Here is a 14678-nt window from a genome sequence, read left to right as displayed (position 1 = left end):
ATTCCTTCGGTTCGAGCGGTGAGCGGACGGTCAGTCCTTGGGTCCACCGGCGACGTAGACGACCTGACCGGAAACGAAGCCCGCGCCTTCACTGACGAAGAACGACGCGGTGTGCGCGATGTCCTCGGGCTGACCGACGCGGTTGACCGGAATCTGCGAAGCGGCAGCGGTCTTGAAGTCCTCGAAGCCGACTCCCATGCGCTCAGCCGTTGCGGCGGTCATCTCGGTTTCGATGAATCCGGGGGCAATGGCGTTGGCGGTGACGCCGAACTTGCCCAATTCGAAGGCCAATGTCTTGGTGAATCCCTGCATGCCGGCCTTGGCTGCGGAGTAGTTGACCTGTCCGCGGTTGCCGAGAGCCGACGTGCTCGAGAGGTTCACGATGCGGCCGAACTTCGCTTCCACCATGTACTTCTGCACCGCACGCGACATGAGGAACGCTCCGCGCAGATGGACGTTCATCACCGAATCCCACTCGGCAACGCTCATCTTGAAGAGAAGGTTGTCGCGAGTGATGCCGGCATTGTTGATCAGCACGGTAGGTGCACCGAGTTCTGCGGCCACACGATCCACCGCTGCAGCAACCGAAGCCTCGTCGGAGACGTCAGCGCCCACGGCCAGTGCTTGGCCGCCTGCGGCCTTGATCGCGTCGACGGTTCCGGCACACGCTGCTTCGTCGAGATCCAGCACGGCAACGGCAAAGCCGTCTTCCGACAGTCGCTTGGCCACTGCCGCACCGATTCCGCGTGCTGCACCCGTGACAATTGCGGTTCTACGTTCCTGGCTCACTGGCCCTCCATAATTTCGTGATTCGACGGACACCGGACGATCTCGTCAGATCCCGGCCTGATCTGCAATTTCCCTGGCTTTGGCTACCAAGGCGTCAATACGTTCCACGGTGGGAGTTCCGCTCTCGGCGGCATTCTGCGGTTCGTCGCGGGCGCGACGCATCACGCCCTCGGCGATCACGGCGATCTTCCACAGCCCCAAGGTGTGCCAGAACTTCAGCGCAGCCGGATCCCGTCCGGTGGCCTCGAGATAGATCCGGGAGATCTCCTCTCGCGAAGGGAATCCCGGGAGCGCTGACGCCGGGAAATCGCCACCAGTGTCCTCCCCTGCCGCCGGCCAGTACGCCAACAAGCTTCCGACATCGGCCAACGGATCACCGAGTGTGCAGAGTTCCCAGTCGAGGGCCGCGACAACTTCGCCGTTCTCAGCGGAGGTGATCACGTTGCGTAGGTGAAAGTCGCCGTGCACCAACGTGGTTTCGGTGTGAGCCGGCTGAGCTGCAATGAGACGTCGGGTGAGATCGTCCAGGTCAGGGCATTCCCGCGTCTTCGACTGTTCCCACTGTCCGCCCCAGCGCTTCAGCTGCCGTGCAGCGTAAGGCTTGTGGCTTGCCAGGTCGTCGAGACCGGCCTTCCCGAGGTCGACGGCGTGTATTTTCGCCAGCGTCTGAGCGAGCGAGATTCCGATTGCCCGGCGACGATCTTCCGACAACGCCTCCGCAAGAGGCATTCGGTCCACCACTTCGCCGTCCACGAATTCCATGAGGAGCAGCGGAACTTCGGTGACGGCTGGATCCTCGGTCAACCCGAATACTCGCGGCGAAGGCACGTCGGTGGATTCGAGAGCGCTCAGGATTCGAGCTTCGCGCGCCACGTCGTGAGCCGAGGCCAGCAGGTGCCCCAGAGGTGGGCGTCGTAGCACCCAGCGATTGCCGTCTTGATCGCGAACCAGGTACGTGAGATTCGACTGCCCCAGGCCGATTCGATCGAAGGACAACGGCCCGGTGAAGTCGATCCCCAGGCCTGCTATCCACCCGGTGACCGCTTCGGTATCGAGTCCCACTACTCCGACGCTAGCCACCGACGGACGCTCCCTGCCGGAACGGGAGTGCGTCACCCAACAACTGGCCACCGTCGATGGTCATGATCTCGCCGGTGATCCACTGGGCTGCATCCGAAACCAGGAAGGCGATGGCAGCGGCCACGTCCTCGGGTTCACCGATGCGTCCGAGAGCGGTCGACGCGGACACCGCTTCTTCATGTTCTTTCCACAGAGCTTCGGCGAGTTTGGTTCTCACCACTCCCGGAGCAACGGCGTTGACACGAATCTTCGGTGACAACTCGAGCGCCAACTGCTTGGTGATGTGGATCAGAGCAGCCTTCGACGCGTTGTACGTACCGATCCCGGCCTCGAATGCCATGCCGCCGATCGAGGCGGTGTTGACCACGGAACCACCGTGCTCGCCCATCCAGGCCCGCGCTGCCAGGCCGGTCCACAGGACTGGAGCCCACACGTTGACGTCGAAGGTCTTGGCGAAGCGCGAGTGATCCTGGTTGATGATCGGCCCGAACGACGGGTTGGTGCCCGCGTTGTTCACCAAGATGTCGAGACTGCCGAAACGCTCGATCGTCTGCTCGACGCACTTGCTGGCAGCATCCTCGTCCGTCGCGTGAGCGCCGACGCCGATCGCGTTGCCGTTCACCTGCGCGGCAGCCGCATCTGCGGATTCCTGTGAGCGCGAGGTCAGTACGACGTTTCCGCCCGCCGCCGCAATCGCCTGCGCGGTCGCGAGGCCGATGCCCCGCGATGCGCCTGTGACGATTGCCGTCTTACCGGTGAGATCCAGTCCTGCCATGTCAGTTCGCCTTGACTTCGCGGTACTTGCGCAGTTCCTGCTTGGCGATGGCGCGCTTGTGCACCTCGTCCGGGCCGTCAGCCAGGCGAAGGGTGCGCATGTGGGCGTAAGCCATCGCGAGCGGGAAGTCGTCCGTGACGCCGCCGCCGCCGTGAACCTGGATGGCGCGGTCGATGATCTTGAGCGCGATGTTCGGCGCTGCAACCTTGATGGCTGCGATCTCGGTGCGCGCTTCCTTGTTGCCCACCGTGTCCATCATGTGTGCGGCCTTGAGCGTGAGGAGTCGAACCATCTCGATGTCGATACGAGCCTCGGCGATCCAGTCCTGGATATTCGCGTTGTCGCTGACGGGCTTTCCGAAGGTGATGCGGGTGGATGCGCGCTTGCACATCAGTTCCAGTGCGCGCTCGGCCATTCCGATTGCACGCATGCAGTGGTGGATGCGGCCGGGGCCGAGGCGGGCCTGGCTGATCGCGAATCCTTCGCCCTCGCCGGCGAGAATGTCCTTGGCCGGGACGCGCACGTCCTCGAAAGTGATCTCGCCGTGTCCTTCGCGGTCCTGGTAGCCGAAGACCGGCAGGTTGCGCAGGATCGTGACGCCGGGAGCATCGATCGGAACGACCATCATCGACTGCTGACGGTGGGTGGCGGCATTGAAGTCGGTCTTGCCCATGACGATCAGAACCTTGCAGTTCTGGTGCAAAGCGTTGGAAGCGAACCACTTACGGCCGTTCAGTACGTACTCGTCGCCGTCACGGTCCATACGAAGCTGGATGTTGGTGGCGTCGGAACTGGCAACCTCGGGCTCGGTCATCGCGAAAGCAGAACGGATTTCGCCTTCGAGAAGCGGCTTGAGGTACTTCTCCTTGTGCTCGTCGGTGCCGAAGAGCGTGAGCACCTCCATGTTTCCCGTGTCCGGAGCGGCGCAGTTGGTGGCTTCGGAAGCCAGGTGGCTGCGGCCCATGATCTCCGCAAGCGGTGCGTATTCCAGGTTGGTCAGCCCGGGGCCCCATTCGGGATGCGGGTGAAAGAGGTTCCACAGCCCGCGCGCCTTGGCTTCCTTCTTCAAGTCGTCGATGATCGGCGGCTGGAAGTGCGGGTTACCGGACTCACGCATCTGCTCTTCGTAGACCGCTTCGGCCGGGTAAACGTGCTTGTCCATGAAATCGAGCAGTTCGGCCTGGTACTTCTTGGTGCGATCCGAGAACTCAAACACTGACATGTGAACTCCTGACAGAGAGGGAAGGAAAATTGGGGGCTCGATGTTCGAGATGGCTGTTGACGCCCTCGACGACATCCGGGCCGTGAAATGCGTTCAGCATCAGCGATTCCGCACGCCTGGCGGAATCGGTGAAGGTCGAGTGCGCGTCGGCACTCATCTGAGATTTGATGACGGAGAGGGACGTCGGCGAGCAGTTGGCCGCGATGTCCTCGGCGTAAGCAATCGCCGCATCCAGAACGTCACCGCCGCTGACCAGGTGGTCGATCAAACCGATACGGTACGCCTCGTCGGCATCCACCATCCGGCTGGAAAGCAGAAGATCGACTGCTCGGCTGTGACCGACCAAGCGGGGCAACATCCAGGAGATGCCGTACTCCGCAATCAGGCCTCGACGCGCGAACGCGGTAGTGAATCGCGTTGCGCTCGAACCGAAACGAACGTCACAGTACAGAGCCTCGACCATTCCGAGCCCTGCGGCGACGCCGTTGACGGCAGCGATAAGCGGCTTGCGAACGGTGGTCGGGAAATCACGGTCCCGTGGTCGGACAAGATCACTTTCGGAGACGTCGCCGACGTTCTTCAAATTGCCGAGGTCAGCCCCCGAGCAGAATCCTCGACCGGAGCCGGTGACAACAATTGCTCGGACACTGGGATCTTCGTCTGCTGCGGCCAAAAGGTCGTAGTACTGATCTTCGAGCTCGTTGGTCCACGCGTTGAGAACGCGGGGCCGATTGAATGTCAGGACCAGCACCGCTCCTCTCTGCTCGGAGAGGACGAGTTCCTCGGTCATCGCGTTCCCGCGAGCAGCGACGCCTGATACCGGCGCATCCCGCGCAGCCAACGGTCGTAGTCGGCGCCCTTCTGCCGGTACATGTCCAGAACGTTCTTGTGCGGAAGGATGAGGAATTCCTCGGCATCTACTGCGGCAAGAACGATTTCGGCGCATTCAGTAGGCTCGAGAACATTGCCTGCCGCAAGCACGGCCCCGGTTGCGGCCTTGCCGACCGGATCGCCGGAGTTCTCGCCTTCGTAGAGAAGCTTGGTGTTGACACCCATCGGACACAGGCAACTGACGCGAACGCCCTGATCTCCGTAGGTGATCGAGAGCCACTCGGCAAACGCGACCGCGGCATGTTTGGTCACCGAGTACGCGGCGGACCCGACCTGACTGAGCAAGCCGGCAGCAGAGGCAGTGCTGATGAAGTAGCCTTCCCCGCGCTCGGCCCAACCAGGGACGAGGAGCCTGGCGGCACGAATGTGGGCGCGAACGTTGACGTCGATCGTCGTGTCCCAGACGTCCTCACTGATGTCGAGGCCCATGCCTCCGGTGACGCCGGCATTGGCGAAGTAGAGGTCGACCGGGCCGAATTCCTTTTCCGCCTGCGCGATGAGGCCCGCAATGACCGTCTCGTCGGAGACGTCGCCACCCGCAGACACTGCTGCGCCGGGATGCTCCATGTTGATCGCCTCTGCCACTGCCGAAGCTGCCGCCCCGTCGAGGTCGGCTACTACGACGCGAGCGCCCTCTGCGGCCAGTCGCTGCGCCAACGCACCGCCGATCCCCCCGCCGCCACCGGTGACAATTGCTACCTTCTGGGCAACCTTCATGAGCGATTCCTCTCGCTTGCGTCATACCTACGCGCTGACAGTGATCCACGTCTCCCCTCATGTATAGTTGAATCCGGCGTCAGTTTCAACCGTCGAATCGCGACGGTCACCCGAACGGCCCGTTCCGTCCTCCTGAACTGCGAGTAAAGGGATCAACGATGACTGAAAACCAATTGCCCGTCCGCCCGTCCACCTTCGCCGAGCTCGAGAAGCTCATCGGCCAGGAACTTGGCCCGACGGAGTGGTACGACATCACCCAGGAGCGCATCAACGCGTTCGCCGAGGCCACAAACGATCATCAGTGGATTCACGTCGACCCGGAACGAGCCGCATCGAGCCCGCTCGGCAGCACCATCGCGCACGGACTCTTCAGCCTCTCGCTGGGCCCACAGTTCTCCTACCAACTCATCCACTTCGACGGCTTCGCGCACAGCCTCAATTACGGCTACGACAAGGTTCGCTTCCCCGCTCCGGTTCCCGTGGGATCCCGGGTCCGCATGCGTGCAACCGTTGTGTCCGCGGAGCAGTTGCCCGGCGGAATCCAGGTGAAGATGAGCCAGGTGGTTGAGCGCGAAGGTTCCGACAAGCCAGTCGTCGTGGCCGAATCCGTCGCTCGCGTCGTCGAGAAAGGCTGAACAGAGAAAAGCTGACTAGAGAAAAGCTGAAACAAGACTCGGCACGTCCCGGCCGCTCGAACGTCGATACGGCCGGGGCGACCTGCCGCTTCAGGATCGGTCAGGGAACTTCAGCGCGTTAGCCCACAGGTCTGTCACCGTGGCGACAATCTGATCGAACTCCGGCGAACGCCCGTCCACCTCACCCTCATGGAGGGTGAACAGACTGTAGGCGAGCCGACTCACCATGCCGGACAGAGCAATTGACGCTGTCATTGGATCCAGCGTCGTGTCCGCGATACCACGACTCTGCAGATCTGCAATCCCGCGGGCATTACGGCGTATGAACGCATTGGCACGCTCGCTGCGGAACTTTCGGAACTCCGGGTCGATGTGAGCAACCTGCTCCATCAGCCCCATCAATTTCGCATTGCGTTGATACGCCGCCAGATACGCTCGATTACTTGCCTCGAGCACGGCGTACGGATCGTCTGCGCCCGCCACGCGTCCCATGCCCGGGTGCATCATGTCGTCTCGCGCGACCTCGAGGACGGCGGCGAAGACCTCTTCCTTGTTCGCGAAGTAGGTGTAGAACGATCCCGTCGCGCAGCCGGCTTCTTTGGCGATGTCGATCAGACGGGCATCGAGATAGCCACTACGCTCGAATACCGTGCGGGCAGCGGCAATCAGCGCTGCGCGCGTGCGGGTTCCCCGCTCGGTGGTGGGCCGATCTCGGAGCAGCGCAGGCGGAGCCACCGGCAGGGCGGCAATTCGCGATTCGTCATCGAGCACGGTGCGCTCCCCATCCTTCCGAGCCAACATCATTTCGGGACAATCCCAGCAGACTCGATGTTGACGCCGGATTCAAGTGTACGCTCTGGTGAGACCCAGGACACACAATCGGTCGATTCCTCCCGAAAGGCAGAACCATGGTTAGCGTTCTCGACCCGGTGACCCGTCACGCGGAAGTCACACCGGACAACATCGCAATTCGAAACAGCATTGCGATCCGCGGCACGGATGAACACTGGACTTACCGGCAGCTCCACGACGCATCCCTGGCGTTCGCCGGCCGCATTCGCGACGCCGGGTTGAGCGTAGGCGATCGGGTTCTCCTAGCGGCACCGTCGGTAGCGGAATTCGTCGTGGCGTACATGGGAATTCAGGCCGCAGGTTGTGTCGTGGTACCGATCAACACGATGTCGGCGCAACCCGAAGTCGAGTACGTTCTGGACGACGCGGAGATTTCCCTGGCCATCGCGTGGCATCAGCTCGGTCCCGCAGTCCAGGATGCAGGGAGCGCGCGCGGCGTCCCGGTGTGGACACTCACCGAAGAGTCGGCGAAGGCCGATCATGCACCCGCAACTGTGGTCGACCGTGAAGCAACAGACACCACGGCGATTCTCTATACCTCCGGCACCACCGGACGCCCGAAGGGCGCTCAGCTGACCGTCGGGAATTTGTTGTCCGCCGGTGAGATCGGCGCCGAGAGCAGCCGCGGAAACCCCTCGGACCGCACCGGAACCGGACTGCCGCTCTTTCACATCTTCGGCCAGGGTTCGGTCATGATGGCAACCTTCACCGGCGGCGGATCACTGTCCCTGCTCGCCCGGTTCGACCCCGCTGCCATGCTCGACCTGGTCCGCCGGGACAAGCTCACCATCATGGCCGGTGTCCCCACCATGTGGAATGCCATGCTGCACGCCGCCGCCGATGTGGACAGCTCCGACTTCGAACAACTCAGGATCGCAATCTCCGGTGGCGCATCACTTCCCGGTGAAGTCGCTCGTGCCTTCGAAGCACGGTTCAACTGCACGATCCTCGAGGGCTACGGCCTCACCGAGACGAGCGCGTTCGGGACATTCAACAGCATCGACCGCGTCGCAAAGATCGGATACACCGGCCGCGCCGTACCGCGCACCGAGGTCGAGGTGCGTGATCACGACGGAAATGTTTGCGAGGCAGGCACAGTGGGCGAGGTGTTCATCAAAGGACCGACGGTCATGAAGGGTTACTGGAAGCGCCCTGAAGACACTGCCGCCGTTCTTTCCGACGACGGATGGTTCCGCACCGGAGACCTCGGTGAGACCGATCCCGACGGGGACCTTCGCATCGTCGACCGAGTGAAGGACCTCATCATCCGTGGTGGATACAACGTCTATCCGGGCGAGGTCGAAGAGGTGCTCTACCAGCACCCCGACATCATCGAAGCCGCAGTGATCGGCATACCCGACGACTACTACGGGGAGGAAGTTGCCGCAGTGGTGGCCGTGCGTCCAGGCTCCGACCTCGAAGCAGACGCCGTCACTTCGTGGGCTCGGGAACGTCTCTCCGCCTACAAGATTCCCCGAGTCGTCCAGTTCATCGACGCACTCCCGAAGGGTTCGACGGGAAAGATCCTCAAGCGATCGATCGACCGAACCGAACTCCTCGCCCAGAAGCAGAACTGAAAACACAGGTGAGCCCCGGCCAGATTTCGCCGGGGCTCACCTGTTCACTCGCTCAGAGAGCGTCGAAGTACTCGATCTGCGGGGCGCCGGCGAGGAAGGGCGCCATCGCCTTTCCTGCAGCCTGGAAATGCTCGGACGTTCCGTGAGCCTTGATGGCAGCACCGTCCTGATACAGCTCCATGAACTTGTAGGAATTCGCATCCGTTTTCGATCGGATCAGTTGATACAGAACCGTTCCGGGCTCCTCCGTGCGCACCTTTTCCGCAAGTTCGGCGATTACGGCTTCGAACTGCTCGCCGCTTCCGTCCTTGACGGTGATATCCGCGATGACAGCAATCATTCGTTCCTCCAAAAGTGTTCCAGCAGTATTCGAGTGTTACCGAGAAACCTACAGTTTCACTGCGTGGGCAGTAGTCCGAACGTCGATGCCAATTGCCTGCGAGTGCTTTCCGCGTCGGTGTGGAGAATGCCGGCGATCCCCAATCGTGCCGCACCGTCGAGATTCTGTTGCAGATCGTCGATCATCACGGCATCTTCGGGCGCGACGCCCAGGCGCTCACACGCGATGGTGTAGATCTGACGAGAGGGCTTACGAATCCCGACTTCCGAGGAGATCACCACTTCGTCGGCCAGGTCCTCGAGAACAAACCCCGCATAACAATCACGCCCGAAAGCATTGGACACGAGCGCAACAGGGTGTCCCGCCGCCCGCACGTCTGCGAGCAGACGCACCATCTCCTCGTCTCGAATCAGCCCGGCTTGCATACGGTCGACCAATCCAACGCTGTCGACGACTGCGCCGTGCGCTCGTAGACGTTCTCCGAATCCGGCCTCGAAGGCCTCCTGGTCGATCTTTCCGGATTCGTGATCGGAGAGCAGCCTCTTCGAGACGTCGTCGCGGGAGAGCAGGGTCAACGGAAGTCGTGGGTCTCCCCCAAGCGAGGCCCCGAAATCTTCGAAGGCCTGAAGAACACTGGAGGTGAGAACTCCACCGAAATCGACGAGCACTGCCGTACGCGTAGGTGTCATTGCTCCATCAGACACCAAACATGAACCCGGCGTCAACATCAGTTTTGGCGCAGCGAGAATTGTAAAGTATTGATCCACAACCGGTTGACCGTATCGAGCAGACCATCGAAGGTCACTCCGGCGGCGCCGTCCTCGCCGCCACGGGATACGAAGTACCCGAACGCAAGTCGACTGATCATCCCGGAGAGTGCCCGAGACGTCAGTAGCGGATCCAGGTTCGCGTCCGCCAGACCGGCTTTCTGCAGCTTCTCGATACTGCGCGCGTTGCGTCGAACAAACGCGTCAGCACGCTCGAGGCGGAGAACCCGGAACTCCGGATCGATACTTGCGACCTGCTCGAGCAGTCCCATCAGCTTCGCGTTACGTCGGTACGCCTCGAGGTACGCGCGGTTGCTCGCCGCGATGACCTCAGCGGGATCCGCTCCTTTCGGAGTGTGCGGCATGCCCGGATGCATCATGTCTTCGCGCGCCAGCTCCATCACAGCCGCGAAGATCTCCTCCTTGCTTGCGAAGTAGGTGTAGAACGTACCGGCCGAGCACTGCGCCTCCACCGTGATGTCGATCAGACGCGAGTCCAGATAACCGGTCCGTTCGAAGACGGTGCGAGCCGCATCGATCAACGCTCGACGCGTACGCAAACCACGCTGAGTGGAGGGGAGTTCCCGTGACACTGTCGACGAAGCATCTTCGGAGCCTGTGCGTGCTGCAGCCATGCTCCAGTTATACGTCAGACGCCCGCTACCGGTGACCGATAGCGGGCGCCTGTTCGAGACCGAAGGTATTACCTGGCGTAGAGGTGCGCGCCCGGAATTGCGTTCGGATCGTCCCGAACTTCCTTCGGGTTGGTCTCTTTCAGCACCCAAGCGCTGAAGAAGGTCACCAAGCCCATGAGTGCCACGAACACGGCAACCCATGTCGTGGTTCCGGTCTTCGCGATAAGTGCTGTCATGATGAACGGGGTGCCGCCGCTGACCGTGATCGCAGCCAACTGGTAGGCCAACGATGCTGCCGAGTAGCGCACGTTGGGTGCGAACAGTTCACCCATGTATGCCGCGATAGGCCCGTAGGTCATCGACTGGAACACGCTGCCGACCGTGACTGCGATGAAGAACAGCGGCAGGGACTTGGTGTTGATCAACCAGAAGTACGGGAATGCCCAGACCACGATCGCCGCGGCGCCGATCAGGATCATCGGACGACGACCGATCTTGTCGGACATCTTCCCGGACCACAGCACCACGCCGACTGTCAGCAACGCGCTCAGGAGCGAGATGATGAGCAGTGAGTTCCGCTTCAACCCCAGTTCGGTTGTGCCGTAGCTGAGTACGCCGGCAATGCTGATGTAGAACAGTGCATTGGTGGCGGCCAGAAGTCCGCAGCCAAGCAGGATCTTGCGCCAGTGATCCTTGAGCGCCTGCGCCAGTGGAGCCTGAACGACGACGTCCTTTTGGTTCTTCTTGGCGTCTTCCTGCAACTCGAGGAATTCCGGCGTGTCCTCGACCTTCGTCTGGATGTACAGAACCACGGGGAAGAGCAGCGCGCTGGCGAAGAACGGAACCCGCCAACCCCAACTCAGGAATGCTTCGTTGGAAATGGTCGCGGTCGCGACGAGGAAGACCAGGTTGCCCAGCACTACACCGAACGAGACACCCATCTGACCGAAAGTGCCTGAGAATCCACGCTTCTTGGGACTCGCGGATTCGGTGAGGAGAAGGACGATTCCGCCCCACTGGCCACCGCAGGCGAGACCTTGGATGAATCGCAGTGTCACCAGAAGAATCGGAGCGACGACGCCGATTGCCGACGCACTCGGAATCGCGCCGATCAGGAATGTCGCGACAGCCATCAGCAACAGGCAGGTGACGACGGCGGGCTTGCGTCCGTACTTGTCGCCGAAGTGTCCGGCGACCAAACCGCCGATGGGGCGGGCAACGAAGCCGGCCCAGAACGTACTGAACGAGAGCAATGTGCCCATCAGTGCGGATGAATCGGGGAAGAACACATGCGGAAAGACCAGTGCCGCAGCCGTTCCGTACAAGAAGAAGTCGTACCACTCGATGGAACTGCCGAGCAGTCCCGCGCCGAGAAGTTTGCGGTGCGCTTTCTTCTTCTTCCGTTCCTGATCGGACAGGCCCCCTGCCTGCGTGTTCGAATCCACTGCCGATCTCGTCATGGGTTACTCCTCGATGGGTCGGACGCTCGTCGCGCCGGGAGTTGAGAAGTGAAACCGGGCCAGAAGTAGAAACTGACACCAACTTCAACTCTATGGCGTTGCGATCAGTCTGCGATACAAAAAGAGTGATGTCAATCACTGAAATGCATTGCCGCATAAGGGACTAAATCCCCTATCGATGCTCGCCGATCACCACGACGAATGGCCGGCTCACCTTGTCGGCGGCCGGCAATTCGTTTGTCAGGCAGATCTAGTTCGGTACCCGCAGTTCACGACGAAGAATCTTGCCGCTCACTGTTTTCGGCAGGTCATTCATGACCTCGACGATGCGTGGATACTTGTATGCTGCAAGCCTTTCCTTGCAGAACTCGACCAGATCCTCGGTGGTCGCCTCGGCACCGTCCTTGAAAGACACGAAGGCCTTCACGGTTTCGCCGCGATACGGATCCATGACACCGACGACGGCAGCCTCTCGTACGGCAGGGTGTTCGTAGAGAACATCTTCCACTTCGCGTGGCCACACTTTGAAGCCCGAGGCATTTATCTGATCCTTCATCCGGTCGACGATGTAAAACCAACCGTCGCCGTCCATGAATCCGATGTCGCCGGTGTGAAAACGCCCGTCCGGCATCGCATGTGCGGTCTCGTCCGGCTTGTTCCAGTATCCGAGTGCAACCTGGGGACCGGAGACCACGATCTCGCCGTACTCCCCGATCTGTACCGGCCTGTCGTTCTCGTCCACCACCTCGGCGTACGTATTCGATACCGGAACGCCGACAGCAACGGCCCCCGACGCCGGATCTACCGGCGCTTCACGCGAATTCGGCACCACGATCGCCGGGCTGTTCGTCTCGGTCAGCCCGTAGCCGTTGTGAATGTAGTGACCGAACTTCGCCCGGAACGCTTCCAACGCCGCGTGCGGGATCGGCGCGCCACCTGAATACACCGACTCGAGAGAGCTCAACGATTCCCTCGAGACTGCGGCGCTGTCCGTCCACGCGATGAATACCGTGATCGCTCCGATGATCGCGGTAGCCCGATGCTCCGAAATCGACTCCGCTGCAACGATGGGATGGAATCGGCAGGTCAGAATCGTGGGCGCGCCGGCCAGGAGTGGAGCCGCGACGTGCCCGATCAACCCGGTGATATGGAACAGTGGCGCCACCGCGAACATCGCGCCGCCGGGGCGCAGCCCCAACCAGTCCCGATAGATCTGCGCTGCGAACACGACATTTGCGTGCGTGTTCATCGACCCCTTCGGCGGGCCGGTCGTCCCCGACGTATAAGGAAGGTAGGCAAGGTCTTCCGGGGACAGATCGACCTTCTCGGGCTTCTGTCCTCGATGAGCCTCGATCAGTTCCAATAGGTCCGGAAATCCATCATGACGAATCCTGGACGCCGAACCGAAGATCCGTTCATCGTCGCGCGACTGAAAATCCCGTTCCGACGTGGTGATGACCCGTCGCACTTCGGTGCCCTCGGACGCAGTCGCCACGGTCTCGGCCGAGGACTCGAGACAGATGACTGCTACCGCGCCGCTGTCCGCGAGTACGGTGGACAGCTCACGGTCCCGGTACATCGGATTGACCGGAACGACGACAGCGCCGAGTTTCCAGACTGCGACCGTCGCGATGACGAACTGCGGAACATTCTGCAGGACAAAGGAAACTCTGTCGCCGAACCCGATTCCGTCCACGGCGAGGGCTACGGCAAGCGCGTCCGACATCTCGTCGAGCTCGGCAAAGCTGACAGTCCTGTCGAAGTACCTGATGATCGGGGCGGTGCGATCGCGCTCCAGCGACGCACGGAACATCGCGAGGGCGTTGGCATGCTCGATGTCCACGTTCGGTGGAGTGTCGGCGTCGTAATTGGCGAGCCATGGCTTGCTCTCGTACACGTTGGTCATAACTCAGCTCTCGAAGTACCGACGTGGATTATCCACCAGCATGGTGTTGATCTGATCCTCGGTGACGCCGCGCTCGAGCAGCGTGGGAATGACCTGATCGCTGATGTGGGTGAAGTTCCAGTTCGGTACTGCGGCCGCCTTGGCCTCACTCGAGAACCAGTCGATGAAGCACGAGGCATCATGTGCCAGAACCATTTTCTCGGCATAGCCTCGGCGGGCCAGTTCCACGACGGTGTTCACCCGCTCCTCGAACGGGAGCAGAACATCGAGACCGAAACGGTCCATCCCGAGTAGCGAACCCGCATCGGCGAGAGCACACAGGTAGTCCAGGTCGGTCGAATCACCCGAGTGCCCGATGACGACCTTGCTCAGATCTGCACCTTCCTCGGCCAGAACCTTCTGCGCAACGAGGCCCGATTCCGTGTGCGGGTTCGTGTGAACCGTGATCGGTACCCCGGTTTCGACCTGTGCCTGACCGACCGCTCGCATCACACGCTCGACACCGGGAGTCAGACCAGGTTCTTCGATGGCGCACTTGAGGAATGACGCGCGGATGTCTGTGCCGGCAATGCCGTCCTTGATGTCCTTCACAAATAGATCAACCATCGGCTCGCGCACGTCGAACAGCAAACCTGGACCGGTGTAATGGAATTGGAACGGGATGTCGTTGTACGTGTAGACACCGGTGGCGACGATGATATTGAGATCGACCTGCTCGTTGATCCGCGCAATACGCGGGATGTAGCGACCGAGTCCGATGACCGTGGGATCGACGATCGTGCTGATCCCTCGCGACTTCAGTTCGGACAGCTTGGTCACCGCATCGGCTACTCGAGCCTCCTCGTCCCAAGGCTCCGGGTAGTCGGGATAGTTCTGACGCATCTCCTCCCCCAGAACGAAGACATGCTCGTGCATCAACACCTTTCCCAGATCGGCTGTGTCCACCGGCCCACGAACGGTTTGTACTGAACTCATCGATCGAACCCCTGACTGTGATCGCCATCACTAACATGAGACAATGAGCTAGTGTGT

At 61.3% G+C, this 14678-nt stretch carries 15 protein-coding genes; 2 read left to right on the top strand and 13 right to left on the bottom strand.

Features of this window, described 5'->3' with window-relative positions; genetic code table 11:
• Positions 1–30: 30 nt before the first annotated feature.
• The 6 genes from fabG to CPI83_RS02755 are packed head-to-tail and all read right to left on the bottom strand — an operon-like array spanning position 31 to position 5474.
• Positions 31–789 carry a 3-oxoacyl-ACP reductase FabG gene (fabG, locus tag CPI83_RS02780; RefSeq protein WP_020909429.1) on the bottom strand — a complete coding sequence of 253 codons (759 nt, stop codon included), beginning with the start codon at positions 787–789 and terminating at the stop codon, positions 31–33.
• Between the two features lie 45 nt (positions 790–834).
• A complete protein-coding gene (locus CPI83_RS02775) occupies positions 835–1869 on the bottom strand; it encodes a phosphotransferase family protein (RefSeq protein ID WP_029537145.1) in 1035 nt (344 codons plus the stop codon).
• On the bottom strand, positions 1862–2644 hold the full coding sequence (locus CPI83_RS02770) for an SDR family oxidoreductase (protein WP_019745700.1): 783 nt from the start codon (positions 2642–2644) through the stop codon (positions 1862–1864). Before CPI83_RS02770 ends, CPI83_RS02775 begins: the two co-directional genes overlap by 8 nt.
• Before the next feature lies 1 nt (position 2645).
• Positions 2646–3866 carry an acyl-CoA dehydrogenase family protein gene (locus CPI83_RS02765; protein WP_019745701.1) on the bottom strand — a complete coding sequence of 407 codons (1221 nt, stop codon included), beginning with the start codon at positions 3864–3866 and terminating at the stop codon, positions 2646–2648.
• Positions 3853–4656: an enoyl-CoA hydratase-related protein gene (locus CPI83_RS02760; RefSeq protein WP_019745702.1), complete on the bottom strand. Its 804-nt coding sequence runs from the start codon at positions 4654–4656 to the stop codon at positions 3853–3855. Before CPI83_RS02760 ends, CPI83_RS02765 begins: the two co-directional genes overlap by 14 nt.
• The gene (locus CPI83_RS02755; RefSeq protein WP_097386739.1) at positions 4653–5474 is read right to left on the bottom strand and encodes an SDR family oxidoreductase; all 822 of its coding nucleotides are present in this window, start codon (positions 5472–5474) and stop codon (positions 4653–4655) included. Before CPI83_RS02755 ends, CPI83_RS02760 begins: the two co-directional genes overlap by 4 nt.
• 158 nt (positions 5475–5632) lie before the next feature.
• On the opposite strand from CPI83_RS02755, the gene CPI83_RS02750 reads away from it, so the two are divergent.
• Positions 5633–6109, top strand: a complete 477-nt coding sequence (locus tag CPI83_RS02750; protein WP_097386738.1) for a MaoC family dehydratase — start codon at positions 5633–5635, stop codon at positions 6107–6109.
• Positions 6110–6199: 90 nt separating this feature from the next.
• On the opposite strand, the gene CPI83_RS02745 is transcribed toward CPI83_RS02750, so the two are convergent.
• Complete coding sequence (locus CPI83_RS02745; protein WP_024487498.1) at positions 6200–6880, bottom strand: TetR/AcrR family transcriptional regulator; 681 nt, start codon at positions 6878–6880, stop codon at positions 6200–6202.
• Positions 6881–7017: 137 nt separating this feature from the next.
• Here CPI83_RS02745 and CPI83_RS02740 point away from each other — a divergent pair, with 137 nt between their 5' ends.
• Entirely contained in the window at positions 7018–8538 is a 1521-nt protein-coding gene (locus tag CPI83_RS02740; RefSeq protein WP_019745705.1) for an AMP-binding protein, read from the top strand.
• A gap of 52 nt (positions 8539–8590) precedes the next feature.
• Here the strand turns inward: CPI83_RS02740 and CPI83_RS02735 are convergent, their stop codons facing one another.
• From CPI83_RS02735 to CPI83_RS02710, 6 genes are all read right to left on the bottom strand, one after another.
• Positions 8591–8878: a putative quinol monooxygenase gene (locus CPI83_RS02735; RefSeq protein ID WP_019745706.1), complete on the bottom strand. Its 288-nt coding sequence runs from the start codon at positions 8876–8878 to the stop codon at positions 8591–8593.
• Between the two features lie 56 nt (positions 8879–8934).
• Positions 8935–9567: an HAD family phosphatase gene (locus CPI83_RS02730; protein ID WP_097386737.1), complete on the bottom strand. Its 633-nt coding sequence runs from the start codon at positions 9565–9567 to the stop codon at positions 8935–8937.
• A 38-nt stretch (positions 9568–9605) separates the two neighbouring features.
• On the bottom strand, positions 9606–10280 hold the full coding sequence (locus tag CPI83_RS02725) for a TetR/AcrR family transcriptional regulator (RefSeq protein ID WP_019745708.1): 675 nt from the start codon (positions 10278–10280) through the stop codon (positions 9606–9608).
• A gap of 68 nt (positions 10281–10348) precedes the next feature.
• The gene (locus CPI83_RS02720) at positions 10349–11740 is read right to left on the bottom strand and encodes an MFS transporter (protein ID WP_019745709.1); all 1392 of its coding nucleotides are present in this window, start codon (positions 11738–11740) and stop codon (positions 10349–10351) included.
• A 250-nt stretch (positions 11741–11990) separates the two neighbouring features.
• Positions 11991–13646, bottom strand: a complete 1656-nt coding sequence (locus CPI83_RS02715; RefSeq protein WP_097386736.1) for an AMP-binding protein — start codon at positions 13644–13646, stop codon at positions 11991–11993.
• Positions 13647–13649: 3 nt separating this feature from the next.
• The gene (locus tag CPI83_RS02710; RefSeq protein WP_019745711.1) at positions 13650–14621 is read right to left on the bottom strand and encodes a phosphotriesterase; all 972 of its coding nucleotides are present in this window, start codon (positions 14619–14621) and stop codon (positions 13650–13652) included.
• Positions 14622–14678: the final 57 nt, after the last annotated feature.

This window comes from Rhodococcus sp. H-CA8f (assembly GCF_002501585.1).
Classification (GTDB): domain Bacteria; phylum Actinomycetota; class Actinomycetes; order Mycobacteriales; family Mycobacteriaceae; genus Rhodococcus_F; species Rhodococcus_F erythropolis.
The sequence above is the reverse complement of the archived record's forward strand: the minus strand, read 5'-3'. Positions and strand labels throughout refer to the sequence as shown.

Coding starts and splice junctions, on each gene's coding strand:
- CPI83_RS02750 (WP_097386738.1), top strand. CDS start 5,633: ATGACTGAAAACCAATTGCCCGTCCGCCCGTCCACCTTCGCCGAGCTC.
- CPI83_RS02770 (WP_019745700.1), bottom strand. CDS start 2,644: ATGGCAGGACTGGATCTCACCGGTAAGACGGCAATCGTCACAGGCGCA.
- CPI83_RS02715 (WP_097386736.1), bottom strand. CDS start 13,646: ATGACCAACGTGTACGAGAGCAAGCCATGGCTCGCCAATTACGACGCC.
- CPI83_RS02755 (WP_097386739.1), bottom strand. CDS start 5,474: ATGAAGGTTGCCCAGAAGGTAGCAATTGTCACCGGTGGCGGCGGGGGG.
- CPI83_RS02735 (WP_019745706.1), bottom strand. CDS start 8,878: ATGATTGCTGTCATCGCGGATATCACCGTCAAGGACGGAAGCGGCGAG.
- CPI83_RS02765 (WP_019745701.1), bottom strand. CDS start 3,866: ATGTCAGTGTTTGAGTTCTCGGATCGCACCAAGAAGTACCAGGCCGAA.
- CPI83_RS02730 (WP_097386737.1), bottom strand. CDS start 9,567: ATGACACCTACGCGTACGGCAGTGCTCGTCGATTTCGGTGGAGTTCTC.
- CPI83_RS02725 (WP_019745708.1), bottom strand. CDS start 10,280: ATGGCTGCAGCACGCACAGGCTCCGAAGATGCTTCGTCGACAGTGTCA.
- CPI83_RS02720 (WP_019745709.1), bottom strand. CDS start 11,740: ATGACGAGATCGGCAGTGGATTCGAACACGCAGGCAGGGGGCCTGTCC.
- CPI83_RS02740 (WP_019745705.1), top strand. CDS start 7,018: ATGGTTAGCGTTCTCGACCCGGTGACCCGTCACGCGGAAGTCACACCG.
- CPI83_RS02760 (WP_019745702.1), bottom strand. CDS start 4,656: ATGACCGAGGAACTCGTCCTCTCCGAGCAGAGAGGAGCGGTGCTGGTC.
- CPI83_RS02710 (WP_019745711.1), bottom strand. CDS start 14,621: ATGAGTTCAGTACAAACCGTTCGTGGGCCGGTGGACACAGCCGATCTG.